Origin of the sequence: Pseudomonas sp. Ga0074129, assembly GCA_001465025.1 — a bacterium.
In the GTDB taxonomy this organism is placed as follows: domain Bacteria; phylum Pseudomonadota; class Gammaproteobacteria; order Pseudomonadales; family Pseudomonadaceae; genus Aquipseudomonas.
Window position 1 is genome coordinate 35189 of sequence record LNDO01000044.1, and the last position, 15965, is coordinate 51153.

8 protein-coding genes and 1 pseudogene are annotated in these 15965 nt (G+C 58.8%); 5 read left to right on the plus strand and 4 right to left on the minus strand.

The genetic code is table 11. The features are described from left to right. The first annotated feature begins 196 nt into the window (after nt 1-196). The 4 genes from AUK77_RS03180 (at nt 197) to AUK77_RS03195 (ending at nt 9288) form a co-directional block, all read left to right on the plus strand. Nucleotides 197-1438 carry an MdtA/MuxA family multidrug efflux RND transporter periplasmic adaptor subunit gene (locus AUK77_RS03180; protein ID WP_296126022.1) on the plus strand — a complete coding sequence of 414 codons (1242 nt, stop codon included), beginning with the start codon at nt 197-199 and terminating at the stop codon, nt 1436-1438. Then, the gene (locus tag AUK77_RS03185) at nt 1435-4527 is read left to right on the plus strand and encodes an MdtB/MuxB family multidrug efflux RND transporter permease subunit (RefSeq protein WP_296126024.1); all 3093 of its coding nucleotides are present in this window, start codon (nt 1435-1437) and stop codon (nt 4525-4527) included. The genes AUK77_RS03180 and AUK77_RS03185 overlap by 4 nt, the downstream gene beginning before the upstream one ends. 157 nt (nt 4528-4684) lie before the next feature. Further along, nucleotides 4685-7792 carry an efflux RND transporter permease subunit gene (locus AUK77_RS03190; RefSeq protein WP_296126025.1) on the plus strand — a complete coding sequence of 1036 codons (3108 nt, stop codon included), beginning with the start codon at nt 4685-4687 and terminating at the stop codon, nt 7790-7792. Beyond that, on the plus strand, nt 7789-9288 hold the full coding sequence (locus AUK77_RS03195) for an efflux transporter outer membrane subunit (RefSeq protein WP_296126027.1): 1500 nt from the start codon (nt 7789-7791) through the stop codon (nt 9286-9288). The genes AUK77_RS03190 and AUK77_RS03195 overlap by 4 nt, the downstream gene beginning before the upstream one ends. 80 nt (nt 9289-9368) lie before the next feature. On the opposite strand, the gene AUK77_RS03200 is transcribed toward AUK77_RS03195, so the two are convergent. Beyond that, nucleotides 9369-10376 (minus strand): TRAP transporter substrate-binding protein, encoded by a 1008-nt coding sequence (locus tag AUK77_RS03200; RefSeq protein WP_296126028.1) that lies wholly within the window; start codon nt 10374-10376, stop codon nt 9369-9371. A gap of 280 nt (nt 10377-10656) precedes the next feature. After that, entirely contained in the window at nt 10657-11157 is a 501-nt protein-coding gene (locus tag AUK77_RS03205) for a disulfide bond formation protein B (protein WP_296126030.1), read from the minus strand. 290 nt (nt 11158-11447) lie between these two features. Between AUK77_RS03205 and AUK77_RS03210 the strand changes: the two genes are divergently transcribed. Then, complete coding sequence (locus AUK77_RS03210) at nt 11448-11990, plus strand: ATP-dependent zinc protease (protein WP_296126033.1); 543 nt, start codon at nt 11448-11450, stop codon at nt 11988-11990. Between the two features lie 125 nt (nt 11991-12115). Here the strand turns inward: AUK77_RS03210 and AUK77_RS03215 are convergent, their stop codons facing one another. Then, nucleotides 12116-15277 (minus strand): efflux RND transporter permease subunit, encoded by a 3162-nt coding sequence (locus tag AUK77_RS03215; RefSeq protein WP_296126035.1) that lies wholly within the window; start codon nt 15275-15277, stop codon nt 12116-12118. A gap of 12 nt (nt 15278-15289) precedes the next feature. Next, nucleotides 15290-15868 (minus strand): annotated as a pseudogene (locus AUK77_RS03220) (efflux RND transporter periplasmic adaptor subunit); the annotation flags it as partial. Between the last annotated feature and the right edge of the window lie 97 nt (nt 15869-15965).

Here is a 15965-nt window from a genome sequence, read left to right on the forward strand (position 1 = left end):
ACTCGGTTCAGACGGCCTGCTTGCAGGCCGTTTTTGTTTGCGCAAAACGGTACTGGGCGGCGCAGTGCAGGTTGGGTTTTTACAGCCAGTTCAGACATTTAGTTACGTAAGTGAAAGGTAAATAGGCGGTAAAGAGGCTTTGCATCCTGCCTGATAGTGAATATCGTTCACGCTCCCCAAGACAGTGACCCTCGCCATGCCTGATACACAGTTCACCGCCCGTTCCAAACACGCGTCTCGCCAATGGCTGATCGGCGCGCTCTCATTGGCCGTTCTGGTGGCGGGGTTATGGTGGTTCTGGCCCAGCAAACCCGATGCGCCCAAACGTGGCGGCCCTTGGGGCGACGGGGGTGCGGTGCCGGTGCGCGTGGCCAGCGTTACGCAGGGGGATTTTCCGGTCATCCTCAAAGCCTTGGGCACCGTCACGGCTTACAACACGGTGAATGTGCGTGGCCGGGTGGATGGCGAATTGGTCAAATTGCTGTTCAAAGACGGGCAACAGGTCAAGGCAGGGGATTTGCTCGCCGTGATTGACCCGCGCCCTTACGAGATTGCCTTGCAGCAAGCGCAAGGTGCGCTGCAAGAGCGTCAGGCACAGTTGCGCAATGCGGAACTGGACTTGGCCCGTTATCAGGGTCTCTACGCTGAACAATCCATTGCCAAGCAGACCCTCGACACCCAGCAAGCCCTGGTTGAACAGTATCGCGGTGGTCTCAAGAGCCTGCAGGCGGACGTGGCCACGGCCAAACTCAACCTTGACTTCACCCAGGTGCGCGCACCGATCAGCGGGCGTTTGGGGATTCGTCAGGCGGATATCGGCAACCTGGTCGGCGCGGGCGATGCGTTGCCGCTGGTGGTGATCACCCAGACCCTACCCATTTCCGTGATGTTCACCTTGCCCGAAGCGGAGCTGCCCGCCGTGGCGCAACAACTGCGCAGTGGGCAAACCCTGACAGTGGAAGCCTGGGACCGCAGCGAGCGGCAGAAGTTGGCAGAAGGCGAACTGGAAAGCGTCGACAACCTCATCGACACCGCCACCGGCACGATCAAGCTCAAAGCGCGCTTCGCCAATGCTGATGAAATGCTCTTCCCCAATCAATTCGTCAACGTGCGCCTGCGCGTGAAAACCCTGAGCAACGCTACGCTACTGCCAGCGGCGGCGTTGCAATTTGGGGCCGGCGGTACCTTTGCCTATGTGGTGGATGAGGCCGACAAAGTGCACCTGACCCCGATCACCGTCGGAGCCAGTGATGGCCAAGTCAGCGTGGTCGAGCAGGGGCTACAACCTGGCGCGCGCGTGGTGCTGGAAGGCACTGACAGTTTGCGCACGGGTAATCAGGTTGAAGTAATCGACGACAACGCAGCCAAACCGGCGACCGCTGCGCCTGCTGCCGAACAGCCGCCACGCGAGCGCCAGGGAGCGCCGCGCGCCCAATGAACATCTCTCGCCTGTTTATCCTGCGCCCGGTCGCCACCACGCTGATCATGCTGGCGATTTTCTTCAGTGGCGTGCTGGCGTATCGCCTGTTGCCGGTGTCGGCCCTGCCGGAAGTGGATTACCCGACTATTCGCGTCATGACCCTGTATCCCGGTGCCAGCCCGGACGTGATGACCAGCGCGGTGACCGCGCCGCTGGAGCGCCAATTCGGCCAGATGGCCGGGCTCAAGCAGATGTCCTCGACCAGCTCGGGCGGCGCGTCGGTGATCACCCTGCGCTTTAACCTCGACGTACGCCTGGATGTGGCGGAGCAGGAAGTGCAGGCCGCGATCAACGGGGCGAGCAACCTGCTGCCCAACGACCTGCCGGCACCGCCGGTGTACAACAAGGTCAACCCGGCCGATACCCCGGTGCTGACGTTGGCCATCACCTCCAGCAGCATGCCGCTGCCGCAGGTGTTTGATTTGGTGGATACGCGCCTGGCACAGAAGCTGGCGCAAACCACCGGCGTAGGGCTGGTAACCCTGGCTGGCGGGCAAAAGCCGGCAGTGCGCTTGCAGGTCAATCCGCAAGCCTTGGCGGCCTACGGCCTGAACCTCAGCGACGTACGTACGCTGATCACCGCCAGCAATGTCAACCAGCCCAAAGGCAATTTCGATGGGCCGACGCGGGTGTCGCAACTGGATGCCAACGATCAGTTGAAGTCCGTTGAGGAGTATCGCGAGCTGATTCTCGGCTATCAGGATGGCGCGGTGCTGCGCCTCAAAGATGTCGCCGAAATCGTCGACGGCGCGGAAAACCAGCGTCTGGCGGCCTGGGCCAACCGCAGTGAAGCGGTGCTGGTGAATGTCCAGCGCCAACCGGGTGCCAACGTGATTGATGTGGTCGACCGCATTCAAGCCATGCTGCCCGGCCTGACCCAAGGCTTGCCAGCCAGCGTTGAAGTGCAGGTACTCACCGACCGCACCGAAACCATCCGCGCCGCCGTCAAAGGCGTACAACATGAATTGCTGCTGGCCATCACCCTTGTGGTGCTGGTGACCTTCCTGTTCCTGCGTAAGCTCTCAGCCACCCTGATTCCATCGATTGTCGTGCCGTTGTCATTGATCGGCACCTTTGCCGTGATGTACCTCGCCGGTTTTACCCTCAACAACCTGACGTTGATGGCCCTGACCATTGCCACCGGTTTTGTTGTGGACGATGCCATCGTCATGCTGGAAAACATCGCCCGCCATCTGGAAGAAGGCGAAACCCCGTTCAATGCCGCGCTCAAAGGTGCCAAACAGATCGGTTTCACCCTGGTTTCGCTGACCCTATCGCTGATTGCCGTGTTGATCCCGCTGCTGTTTATGGCCGATGTGGTCGGGCGCTTGTTTCGCGAGTTCGCCATCACCCTGGCCGTGGCCATTCTGATCTCGCTGGTGGTGTCGCTGACCCTGACCCCAATGATGTGCGCCCGTTTGCTTAAAGCGGAAAAGCCCGAGACAGAAGGGCGTTTCTACCACGCTGCAGGTGCGGTGATTGACGGCATGATTGCCCGCTACAGCATTGGCCTGACCTGGGTGCTCAAGCATCAGCCGCTGACCCTGCTGGTGGCCATCGGCACGATGGTGCTGACCGTGGTGCTGTACTTAGCCGTGCCCAAGGGCTTCTTCCCGGTGCAGGACACTGGGGTGATTCAGGGCATTTCCGAAGCACCGCAGTCGATTTCCTTCAAGGCCATGAGTGAACGCCAGCAGCGCTTGGCTGAGGTGATCCTGCAAGATCCGGCCGTGGCCAGCCTGTCGTCCTACATTGGTGTGGACGGCGACAACCCAACGCTCAACAGTGGCCGTTTGCTGATCAACCTGCTGCCCCGCGCTGAGCGTGATGTCAGCGCTAGCGAGGTGATCGAGCGCTTGCGCCCGGCGCTGGCGCGTATCCCCGGTATCGAACTGTACTTGCAGCCAGTGCAGGATTTGTCCATCGAAGACCGCGTCAGCCGCACGCAGTTTCAGTTCAGCATGGAGTCACCGGATATCCGCCTGCTGGAAGAGTGGGTGCCCAAGCTGGTCAGTGCGCTGCGCGAACAACCCGCGCTTACTGATGTGGCCAGTGACCTGCAAAACCGTGGCCTGCAAGTGTTCTTGCAGATCGACCGCGACCTCGCCGGGCGCTTAGGCGTAAGCGTGGCCGATATTGATAACGCCCTGTACGACGCCTTTGGCCAACGGCAGATTTCCACCATTTACACCCAGTCCAGCCAATACCGCGTGGTGCTGGAAAGCGCCAACGCCGGCAGCATTGGCCCAGCAGCGCTGCGCGAGATTCACGTGCGCGCGGCGGATGGCCAGCAGGTGGCGTTATCGACCTTGGCACAGGTGGAGGAGCGCGCCGCCAGCCTGTTGATTAATCACATTGGCCAGTTTCCGGCGGCGACCTTGTCCTTCAACCTGGCCAGCGGTGTATCGCTGGGTGAGGCCGTGGACGTAATCGAGGCGGTTAAGCAGCAGATCGGCATTCCGCCAGCCGTGCAGACGCATTTCCAGGGCGCTGCCGAGGCCTTCCGCGCCTCGTTGTCGAGCACCTTGCTGCTAATTTTGGCGGCCATCGTCACCATGTACATCGTGCTGGGGGTGCTTTACGAGAGCTATATCCACCCCATCACCATCCTCTCCACCTTGCCTTCAGCCGGGGTGGGCGCGCTGCTGGCGTTGCTGATCAGCGGTAATGAGCTTGGTCTTATCGCGATCATCGGCATCATTCTGCTGATCGGCATCGTCAAAAAGAACGCGATCATGATGATCGACTTCGCCCTCGACGCTGAACGCAATCAGGGCATGACGCCCGAAGCTGCCATTTACCAAGCGGCGCTGCTGCGCTTTCGGCCGATTTTAATGACCACCATGGCGGCGCTGTTTGGTGCCATTCCGCTGATGTTGGCCACCGGCTCAGGCGCAGAACTGCGTCAGCCGCTGGGTTTGGTGATGGTCGGCGGGCTGCTGCTCAGCCAGGTGCTGACGTTGTTCACCACGCCGGTGATTTACCTGTACTTCGATCGCCTGTCGCGGCGCATCAGTGGCCGCAGTGCGGCCGGGGTGGCGGTGTGAATACGCATAGAAAAGACCGAGCGTCCACGCGTAGCCCGGATAAAATCCGGGAGCGGTATCAGCCGTTAGACCTTCTCCCGGATTTCATCCGGGCTACAAACTGCGGGGTTTCTGCTTCTCGCGTGCGGCTTGCCACTTGCCGCTTGTGGCTGCTGCCATGAACCTCTCCGCGCCTTTTATCCGTCGCCCGGTCGCCACTTTGCTGCTGAGCCTGGCCATTCTGCTGCTGGGTGGCGTGAGCTTTGGCTTGTTGCCTGTCGCGCCGCTGCCGCAGATGGATTTTCCCACCATCACCGTGCAGGCCAGCCTGCCGGGGGCAAGCCCACAGATTATGGCGTCCAGCGTGGCCACGCCGCTGGAACGCTCGCTCGGCACCATCGCTGGCATCAGCCAGATGAACAGCCGCAGCAGCCAGGGCAGCACGCGGATCATGATCCAGTTTGATCTGGACCGTGACATCAACGCCGCCGCCCGTGAAGTGCAGGCGGCGATCAATGCCTCGCGGCAGTTGTTACCCAGCGGTATGCGCAGCATGCCCACTTACGCCAAGGTCAATCCGTCGCAAGCACCGATCATGGTCTTGTCGCTGACCAGTGAGGTGCTCGATAAAGGTCAGTTGTACGACGTGGCCTCCACTGTGCTGGCGCAAAAGCTGGCACAAGTCACCGGCGTGGGCGAGGTGCAGATTGGCGGCAGTTCCTTGCCCGCCGTGCGCGTGGCTTTAGAACCGCGCCTGCTCGATCACTACGGCATTGCCTTGGATGAAGTGCGCCAGAGCATCACCGCAGCGAATGCCAAACGCCCCAAAGGCGCGGTGGAAGATGCCGACCGCCACTGGCAAGTGCAGGCCAGCGATCAATTGGATAAAGCCGCTGACTACCTGCCCATGATCATCCGCTACCAGAACGGCGCTGCCGTGCGCCTGGGCGATGTGGCAACCGTCACCGACGGCGTAGAAAACCGCTACAACAGCGGCTTTTTCAATGACCAGGAAGCGGTATTGCTGGTTATCAACCGGCAAACCGGAGCCAACATCATCGAAACCATTGCCGGCATCCGTGAACAGTTGCCGACCTTGCGCGCAGTGATTCCCGCCAACATTGAGTTGCAAGTGGCCATGGACCGTTCGCCGGTGATTCGCGCCACGCTGCGTGAAGCCGAACACACCCTGTTGATCGCTACCGGCTTGGTGATTCTGGTGGTGTTTGCCTTTCTCGGGCGCTGGCGGGCCGCGCTTATCCCGGCGCTGGCCGTACCGGTGTCGCTGGTTGGCACCTTTGCCGTGATGTATTTGCTGGATTTTTCCCTGAACAACCTTTCGCTGATGGCTTTGATCATCGCCACCGGCTTGGTGGTAGACGACGCCATTGTGGTGTTGGAGAACATCTCACGGCACATCGAAGCCGGCGAGACGCCCATGGCCGCGGCCTTTAAAGGCGCGCGCGAAGTGGGCTTTACCTTGCTGGCAATGAACCTGTCGTTGGTGGCCGTGTTTATCTCGATTCTGTTTATGGGCGGTATCGTCGAGCGGCTGTTCCGTGAGTTTTCCATCACCTTGGCCGTGGCCATTGTGATCTCCCTGTTGGTGTCACTGACGCTGACGCCCATGCTCTGCGCACGCTGGCTCAAGGCTGAACGTGCCGAGCAATCGCCCAGTGCAATGCAGCGCTGGGGCGCGGTCGTGCAGCAGCGGGTCTTAGCGTTTTACCAACGCAGCCTGGATTGGGCACTGCGCCATTCACTCTTGATGCTGTTCAGCTTGTTGGCGACTATCGCGCTGAACATCTTCCTGTTTGTCAGCGTGCCGAAAACCTTTCTGCCGCAGCAGGACACCGGCCAGTTGATGGGCATGATTCGCGGCGATGACGGCCTGTCGTTTCAGGTGATGCAGCCGAAAATGGAAATCTATCGCCGCGCCATCCTGGCCGATCCTGCGGTGGAAAGTGTGGCGGGGTTTATTGGCGGCAGTGGCGGCATCAACAACGCCTTTATCATCGTGCGGCTCAAACCCATCAACGAACGCAACGCCAGCTCGCAAGAGGTGATCAACCGGCTGCGCAAAACCGTGCCCAAGGTACCGGGCGGACGAATGTTCCTCATGCCTGATCAAGACCTGCAAGTAGGCGGGCGAGAAGGGCGCAGCTCGGAAACCGAGTACATGTTGCTGTCCGGTGATTTGGATTTGCTGCGCACCTGGTTGCCGCCGGTGCGTGAAGCCCTGCGTGCGTTGCCAGAGTTGACCGATATCGATGCCAAGGAAGCCGAGGGCACCCAGCAGATCCGCCTGATTGTCGACCGCGACACGGCCAAGCGCCTGGGCGTGGACATGAACATGATCACCGCCGTGCTCAACAATGCCTTCAGCCAGCGTCAGGTATCGACTATATACGACAGCCTGAACCAGTACAGCGTGGTCATGGAGATCAACCCACAATTCGCTCAATACCCGGAAACCCTCGACCAGATCCAGCTGATCACTGGCGAGGGTACGCGCGTCGCGCTCTCCAGCTTTGCTCGCTGGGAACGCAGCATTGAAGAAGATCGCGTGCATCACCAAGGCCAGTTTGCCGCCGAAAACATCGGCTTTGCCTTGGCTGATGGCGTCAGCATGGATGAGGCCAACATCGCCATCGATAACGCCATTGCCCGCGTAGGTTTACCCACTGAGGTACAGGGCATGATGGGCGGCACGGGCGGTGCGTTCCAACAGACCCAGCAGAACCAGCCCTGGATGATTCTGCTGGCCTTGGTTGTGGTGTATGTCGTGCTAGGCGTGCTTTATGAAAGTTACGTACACCCGCTGACCATTCTGTCCACCTTGCCCTCAGCCGGGGTCGGTGCGCTGTTAGCGCTGCAGCTGATGAGCATCGAATTCAGCCTGATCTCGCTGCTGGGGCTGTTCTTGCTGATCGGCATCGTCAAGAAAAACGCCATCTTGATGATAGACCTGGCCCTGCAACTGGAACGCCAGCAGCACCTAAGCCCTGAAGCCTCGATTCGGCAGGCCTGTTTGCTGCGTTTTCGCCCGATCATGATGACCACACTGGCGGCCATCCTCGGTGCGCTGCCGCTGATGCTCAGCAGTGCTGAAGGCTCGGAAATGCGCCAGCCACTGGGCATCACCATTGTCGGCGGGCTGGTGTTGAGCCAATTACTGACGCTGTACACCACGCCTGTGGTGTACCTGTATTTCGATCGTCTGCGCCACCGGGTCAACCGCTGGCGTGGTGTGCGTACTGACGCTGCTTTGGAAACCCCGTTATGACTCTGCTGCCAACACCCGTAGGCGCGCGCCATGCTCGCGAAACCTTTTCTGTTACCAAACCGGTCCGCTCCTATTTAGGGCTGCTGACGCTCAGCTTGCTGCTCAGCGGCTGCATGCTCGGCCCCGACTATCAACGCCCGGCGCTGGAAACCCCGGTACAGTTCAAGCAGATTGAAGGCTGGACCCTAGCCAAGCCCGGCGATGAACTGGCGCGCGGCCAGTGGTGGCAGCTGTATAACGATGCCGAACTTAACGCGCTGGTTGAACGCCTGAATGTGTCCAACCAGAACCTGGCCGCCAGCGAAGCGCAATTTCGTCAGGCGCGCGCCTTGGTGCAGGGCGCTCGGTCAGCGTTTATGCCCACATTGTCCGGCAGTGCTGGGGCCACTCGTGGCAGTCAGGCCAGCGGCAGTAGTACAGCCAGCAGCAGTGGCGTCACCCGCAGCTACGACCTGAGCCTCAACGCGGCGTGGGAGCTGGACATCTGGGGCAAGTTGCGCCGCTCGCTGGAATCCAACCGCGCCGGTTTTGAGGCCAGCGCGGCTGATTTGGCGGCGGTCAAACTCAGCCTGCAAACCGAACTGGTGCAAAACTACCTGCAACTGCGTGTGCTGGATGATCAGCAACGTCTGCTGGATGCCACGGTGGCCGCCTATGCGCGCTCACTAAAGCTGACCGAAAACCAATACAACGCCGGTATCGTGCCGCGCTCTGATGTCAGCCAAGCGCTGACCCAACTGAAAAGCACCCAGGCGCAAGCCATCGACCTGAAATGGCAGCGCGCGCAGTTGGAACATGCCATCGCGGTGCTGATCGGCGTGCCGCCCAGTGAACTGAGCATTGCCGCGCGCGAACAGTTGCCCACGTTGCCCGTGATTCCCTTGGCCGTGCCGTCGCAATTGTTGGAGCGGCGACCGGATGTTGCCGCCGCTGAGCGCCGGGTCATGGCCGCCAATGCCGAAATCGGGGTCGCCGAAGCCGCTTGGTTTCCAGACCTGAATATTTCAGCCAGCGGTGGTTACCGGGGCAGCAGCTTTGCCAACTGGATTGATTTACCCAATCGCGTGTGGTCGCTTGGCCCACAGTTGGCCTTGACCCTGTTTGACGGTGGCGCACGTCAGGCCGAGCGTGAACGCAGTGAAGCGGCCTACGACCAGACCGTGGCGCAATACCGCCAGGCCGTGCTCGACAGCTTCCGCGAGGTGGAAGACGCGCTGGTGCAACTGCGTGTGCTGGAAGAAGAAGCGGGGGTTCAGCAAGAGGCGCTGGCAGCGGCGCGTGAGTCGTTGCGCCTGATCGAAAACCAATACCGCGCCGGTTCAGTGGACTTCAACAGCGTGGTCAACGTGCAGGCCACCGCGTTGAGTAACGAGCGCAATAACTTGAGCCTGCTGGGCACGCGCCTGACCACCAGCGTGCAGTTGATCGCGGCGCTGGGCGGCGGTTGGCAAAGCGAAGTGCTCAGCGAATTACCGAGCGAATCGCCAGCACCTTAGGCGCAGTTGCCGCGTAGAGCTGGGGCACGAATGATGCGAAACATAGCCGGCGCTGCATGCTCAGCGGCGCCGGCAAGGGTTTAGTCGCGCTTGTTGCGGTTGACTATCTGCGCCGCTTTCATCACATCGGCACCGATCACACCTTCAAACTCTTGCCACACCGGCTGCATGGCTTTGCGCCAGGCCTCACGCTGCTCGTCGCTGAGGGTGATGATTTGTGTGCCCGTGGCCGCAGCAATGCGTGCGCGATCAGCCTGATTGGCGGCTTCGGCCTGGCGATTCACCTCAAAGGTCACTTCATCAATGATGCCTTCAAGCTCGGTGCGCACCTGATGCGGAATGGAGTACCAAAAGCGCGGGTTGCTCACCAGCATGTAGTCGAGCACACCGTGGTTGGTTTCCGTGATGTAAGGCTGCACGGTATGCAGTTGCTTGCTGTAGAGGTTCGACCAAGGGTTTTCCGCACCCTGTACGCTGCCGTTTTTCAGCGCATCAAAAACCTCGGCAAAAGGCATGATCACGGGTGTCGCGCCGAGTTGGTTGAACTGCGCCTCAAGCACGCTTGAGGGTTGAATACGGAACTTCAAGCCCGCCGCATCAGCCGGTAGCTGTAGGGCTTTGCTGGCCGAAAGTTGCTTCATACCGTTGTGCCAATAGGCCAAACCGACAATGTTATGATCTTCCATGGCGCGCAGCAATTGACGTCCTTTGGCGCGTTTCTGGAAACGGTTAACCGCTTCCAGGTCATCAAACAGGAAGGGCAGGTCAAAGACTTGCAGCGCTTTGGTGTACTTCTCGAACTTGGCCAGCGACGGTGCAAGCAACTGCACCTCGTTTTTCGTCAGCGCTTCAAGTTCATTGGCGTCACCGAACAGGGTGGAATTGGGGTAGACCTCAACCTTCACCTTGTCGCCCAGACGTTCTTCGGCGAGTTTTTTGAATAGCAAGGCGCCTTGGCCCTTGGGGGTGTTATCTGCCACTACGTGGGCAAACTTGATCACGATGACGCCTTGATCAGTGGCCGCATGCAGTGAAGCTGACGCCAGCAACAGGCTGCTGGCGGCGAAAGCGCAGATCGACTTGAACATGGTGATGTTCCTAGTTGTTGTTTTAGTGACGTCGATCCTGATCAGATTGATGATGTCAGGTCGGCGTTTCGGTGTTCAGCATGGTCGTTACCCGCTGATCTAGCCAGTTTGTATGGCAATGCACATGCCACTTCAGTTAAACCACTGCACCGAGCATAACGCCATAAAAGCACCGTGACAGACCGCACGGTGCGCGGCGGATAATCGCCAAAATGAATAAAGTATCGGCAAAAAATCGCTTATTCATGAGTTTTATGGCGAAAAACCGCCTGAAAAATACTCAGCGCCGTATAGCCCGCCAAGCGCTGTAAAGGCACAACGACAGCAAAAGGCTTACGCCGAGCAGGGTCCACAAGGTAAAGGGGAAGCCCAGCACGTTGTAGTCGTTCTGTCCGCATACACCAGCGCTCATAAACACGTTGGGCATCCATTCATGCAACGGCAGGTAGAAGGCATAAAACGGGAAGGGCGAACAACTGGTGCTCTCCAGTACGCCTGTTTCGATCAACACCAAGTGGGTGTTGTCGTACACCGCCATGCTTGCCGCAGCAAGCAGCAAAGGCCATAACAACAGGTTCAACACACGCCACCCGAGCGTCTCCAGCAAGCACATCAGCAGGCTGATCACGCCACCACACAGCAGCCACAGGCGAATTTGGATGCACAAGGTGCAGGGCTCCCAGCCCCACATGTGTTGCAGCATCAACGCCGCGCCAAGCATGGCAAAACAAGCAAGGGCTATCAGGGCAAACAACGCTTTAAGCGGGGTAGCGGGTGGCATCTGAGTCTCCGAAAGGCCGCATGCGGCCGTTAACAAACGAGGTGTACAGCGTGCTGTGTGACGCCTGCGAAGGCTTGAAGTTGCTTTATCAAGCAAACAAACGTTAGCGGCAGTGCAGCAAGGATGATGCTCATAGCCACGGCAAACAACCCCTAGGTAGAAGCAGGGGCATTCATCGGCGGGTCATTGTGAGGGCATCACGTTCACCAACAAGCGCAGCAGCCAGTTCAGTTTCAATTCAGGCTACTTATTTATAATCAGGTCACGTTTTTGCTTTCAGGAGTTTCTTCATGCCCTCAGTAATCGTCACTGCCCTTAAACCGTTAACGGTCGCCTTCACAGTGTGCGGCGCATTGTTCAGCGGCAGTGCGACAGCCAATCAACCTCAAATTTATGGCCTGCATGAGCATGTATTGCTTAATGAATTGGACCTCAAACTGCCTGCCAAACTCGACACGGGCGCTGAAACCGCCTCGCTCAGCGCGAAGAACATTCATGTGTTTAAACGCGATGGCGGTGAGTGGGTACGTTTTCAGCTGGGTGTGCAATCTGTTGAACAGGCTCCAGTTATCGAGAAGCCACTGGCGCGTATGAGTTACATCAAAAGGCGTGCCGATGATCGCCAACCCGGTGACAAACAGCTCTACAGCGCACGTCCAGTGGTGAATATGGAGATCTGCGTGGGCGATGAGTTGAAGAGTATCGAGGTGAACCTGACCGACCGCAGTGCCTTCGATTTTCCGCTGCTTATTGGTTCTACGGCGCTGAAAAAACTCAACGCGGCGGTCAGCCCAAGCCTGCGCTATTCGGCTGGGCAGCCTAGCTGCGCCTAAGCGCTACAGCTGACTTTTGCTACCCGCGTATACGCTTATCGCACTCTGCGCTGCATAAAAAACCCCACAGCCAGGAGCAAAAGCTGTGGGGTAAAAAATCAGTCATTGGCGCTTAGCCTCGGCGGCTATGTCTGCGGGGTGCGTGCTTTACGCTTCTCGACAAAGGCGCGGATCAACACATAAAACAGCGGTGTCAGCAGCAGACCAAAGAACGTCACCCCGAGCATGCCGGAAAAGACGGCAACGCCCATGGCATGGCGCATTTCCGCCCCCGCCCCCGACGACAGCACCAAGGGCACCACGCCCATGATGAAGGCGAAGCTGGTCATCAAAATGGGGCGCAAGCGCAGACGGCAGGCTTGCAGCACTGCGCTGACGCGATCGAGGCCTTCCTCCTGCTGCTCCTTGGCAAATTCGACGATCAGAATGGCGTTTTTACAGGCCAATCCCACCAGTACGATCAAGCCGATCTGGGTAAAGATGTTATTGTCGCCTCCCGCCAGAATGACCCCGGTGATGGCCGACAGCAGCGTCATTGGCACAATCAGAATCACCGCCAGCGGCAGGCTCCAGCTTTCGTACTGAGCTGCCAACACCAGAAAGGCCAGCAGCACACACAGCGGGAAGACGAACAGCGCGCTGTTGCCCGCCAGAATTTGCTGGAAGGTCAGGTCGGTCCACTCGAAGCTCATGCCGTTGGGCAGTTCATCCTTTAGCAGTTTGGCAATGGCGGCTTCGGCTTGGCCGGAGCTGTAACCCGGCGCTGCGGCACCGTTGATCTCAGCCGTAAGGAAACCGTTGTAATGCATCACACGGTCAGGACCTGCAGTGGCACTGACGTTGATAAAGGCGGCAAGCGGCACCATGTCGCCGCGGTTGTTGCGCACTTTGAGCTGGCCGATTTGCTCGGGCTCCAAACGGAACTGTTGCTCGGCCTGCACGTTGACTTGATAGGTGCGGCCAAAGCGGTTGAAGTCATTGGCATACAACGAGCCCAGATAGATTTGCAGGGTGTCGAAGATGTCGTTGATGGCCACACCGTGGGTTTTGGCTTTTTCGCGGTCGATGGCCGCATCAATCTGCGGCACATTGACCTGATAACTGCTGAACACCGACATCGGGTTCAGTTCGGGTAGCTGACGAGCCTTGTTGATGATGTTTTGCGTTTGCACGTACAGCTCGTCGTACCCCAGGTTGGCGCGGTCCTGTACCTGTAAGCGGAAGCCGCCGATGGTGCCTAAACCCTGCACTGGTGGCGGCGGGAAAATAGCGATGTAGGCGTCCTGAATGTCGCTGAATTGAGCGTTAAGTTCGGCAGCGATGGCGCTGGCACTCATGGCCGGATCAGTGCGTTCATCAAAGGGTTTGAGCGGCGTAAAGACGACGCCGCTGTTCGGGCTGTTGGTAAACCCGTTGATCGACAAACCTGGGAACGCCACGGTATTGGCCACCCCTGGGTGCTGGCTGGCGATGTCTGACATGCGTTTGATCACCGCTTCGGTGCGTTCCAGTGTCGCCGCATCGGGTAACTGGGCAAACGCCACCAGGTACTGTTTGTCCTGCGCCGGGACAAAACCGCTGGGTGTGCTGGCAAAGCCCAAGTACGTCAGGCCCAGCAACCCGGCGTAAAGCAATAAGGCGATGGAGCTGCTGCGTAGCACGCGCTTCACGGTACCGACATAGGCGTGACTGGCTCGGTCGAACAGGCGGTTGAAGGGCGTGAATAACCAACTACCAAAACCACGATCCAGCAGCTTGGAGAAGCGGTCTTTCGGCGCGTCGTGGCTTTTCAGCAACACGGCGGCCAGGGCAAGGGACAGGGTCAGTGAGTTGAATGCGCTGATGACCGTCGATATCGCAATGGTCAGGGCAAATTGTTGATAAAACTGCCCGCTTAGCCCGGATATAAACGCCGTGGGTATAAACACCGCGCACAGAACCAGCGCCGTGGCGACAATCGGCCCGGTGACTTCTTTCATCGCTTGGCGCGTAGCGTCGAGGGGCGTTTTGCCCAGTCCAATATTGCGCTCGACGTTTTCCACCACAACGATGGCATCGTCAACCACGATGCCGATGGCCAATACCAGGCCGAACAGCGAGAGCGCGTTGAGCGAAAATCCCAGCATGTGCATCACGGCAAAGGTGCCGATCAGCGACACCGGCACCGCGGCCAGCGGGATGATCGAGGCCCGCCAGGTTTGCAGGAACAGCACCACCACCAGCACCACCAGCACCACGGCCTCAAGCAGGGTATGAACCACGGCTTCGATGGAACCGCGCACAAAAATGGTCGGGTCGTAGACGATCGCGTAATCCATGCCTTGCGGGAATTGCTGCTTCAGCTGCGCCATGCGTTCACGCACAGCGTCAGAAATCTCGATGGCATTGGAGCCTGGGCGCTGAAAAATCGGAATAGCGACGGCGGGTTGATTGTTCAGCAGTGAGCGCAGGGCATATTGGCTGGAGCCGAGTTCAACCCGTGCGATGTCTTTAAGGCGGGTGATCTCACCGTTATCGCCCGCACGAATGATGATGTTCTCGAACTCCTCCTCAGTCACCAAACGGCCCTGGGTATTGATCGATAGCTGAAAGCTGTTGCCTGCCGCCGAGGGTGGCGCACCTAAACTGCCTGCGGCCACCTGACGGTTCTGCTCGCGAATGGCGTTAACCACGTCAGTAGCGGTGAGGTTGCGCGAAGCCACTTTATTGGGGTCAAGCCAGACGCGTAGTGAGTAGTTACCCAAGCCGAACAGTTGCACATCGCCAATACCGTCCAAACGCGCCAACTCATCTTTTACGTTCAGCGCGGCATAGTTGGACAGATACAGCATGTCGTAGCGATTGTCGGGCGAGGTCAGGTGCACAACCATGGTCAGGTCGGGTGAAGCTTTATCGACGGTGACGCCCAGGCGCTGTACTTCACTGGGCAGGCTTGGCTGAGTACGTGTGACGCGGTTTTGCACCTGCACCTGGGCGTTGTCCAGATCGGTGCCCAAGGCAAAGGTGATGGTTAATGTCAGACGGCCATCACCGGTGGACTGGGAGGACATATAGAGCATGCCCTCAACGCCGGTAATCGCTTGCTCCAGTGGTGAGGCGACGGTTTCGCCAATGACCTTGGGGTTGGCACCGGGGAAGACTGCCCGCACCACAACGGTGGGTGGCACAACTTCCGGGTATTCACTGATAGGCAGTTGAAACAGAGAGATTGAACCGCCAATAAGGATCAGCAACGACAGCACGGCAGCGAAGATCGGTCGCTGGATAAAAAATTGCGAAAAATTCATGCTCGATGTCCGTTAGCTGCGTGGCGCGTTGGCTGATGGCTGGGTTCGCTCGGCAACCTTGCCGCGACCTTGCCGTTCAAACGCCTGGCGCAGTGAGGTCAGGCGCGCCTGGGTTTGCTCATCGGCCATGGCCACCGATTGCGGATCCACCTGGGTGCCTGGAAATGCACGCTGCAAGCCGTTGACCACGATGCGTTCACCCCGGTTTAGGCCGCTGCGCACAATACGCAAACCCTCAAGCTTTGGCCCCAACTCGACAGCGCGGTACTGCACGGTGTTGTTGCTATCGAGAACCAGGACAAACTTCTTACCCAAATCCGTACCGACAGCTTCATCCTTGATCAGCAAAGCCGGGTACTGGCCGCTGCCCACCAGTTTTAGCCGTGCGTACAAGCCCGGAGTAAAGCGCCCATCACGGTTATCAAACACCGCGCGACCACGCAGGGTGCCGGTCTGCGGGTTGACCTGATTGTCGAGAAAGTCCAGTTGCCCCAGGTGCGGATGGCCTTCTTCGCTGGACAAGCCCAGGTACACAGGACTGGTATCACGCGCCTCAGTGCCAGCTTGGCGCGCCAGTTCGAGGTATTTAAGAAGGCTCTGTCTGAGTTAACTGTTGCAGTGGTCTAAACTGAATCGTGACATCTCCGAATACGAGGGATTGATCATGAAGACGATTCAATTTTCACGG

Excerpts from the sequence above, each read along its gene's own strand:
- AUK77_RS03180 (WP_296126022.1), top strand. The coding sequence starts at position 197 with ATGCCTGATACACAGTTCACCGCCCGTTCCAAACACGCGTCTCGCCAA.
- AUK77_RS03185 (WP_296126024.1), top strand. The coding sequence starts at position 1,435 with ATGAACATCTCTCGCCTGTTTATCCTGCGCCCGGTCGCCACCACGCTG.
- AUK77_RS03190 (WP_296126025.1), top strand. The coding sequence starts at position 4,685 with ATGAACCTCTCCGCGCCTTTTATCCGTCGCCCGGTCGCCACTTTGCTG.
- AUK77_RS03195 (WP_296126027.1), top strand. The coding sequence starts at position 7,789 with ATGACTCTGCTGCCAACACCCGTAGGCGCGCGCCATGCTCGCGAAACC.
- AUK77_RS03200 (WP_296126028.1), bottom strand. The coding sequence starts at position 10,376 with ATGTTCAAGTCGATCTGCGCTTTCGCCGCCAGCAGCCTGTTGCTGGCG.
- AUK77_RS03205 (WP_296126030.1), bottom strand. The coding sequence starts at position 11,157 with ATGCCACCCGCTACCCCGCTTAAAGCGTTGTTTGCCCTGATAGCCCTT.
- AUK77_RS03210 (WP_296126033.1), top strand. The coding sequence starts at position 11,448 with ATGCCCTCAGTAATCGTCACTGCCCTTAAACCGTTAACGGTCGCCTTC.
- AUK77_RS03215 (WP_296126035.1), bottom strand. The coding sequence starts at position 15,277 with ATGAATTTTTCGCAATTTTTTATCCAGCGACCGATCTTCGCTGCCGTG.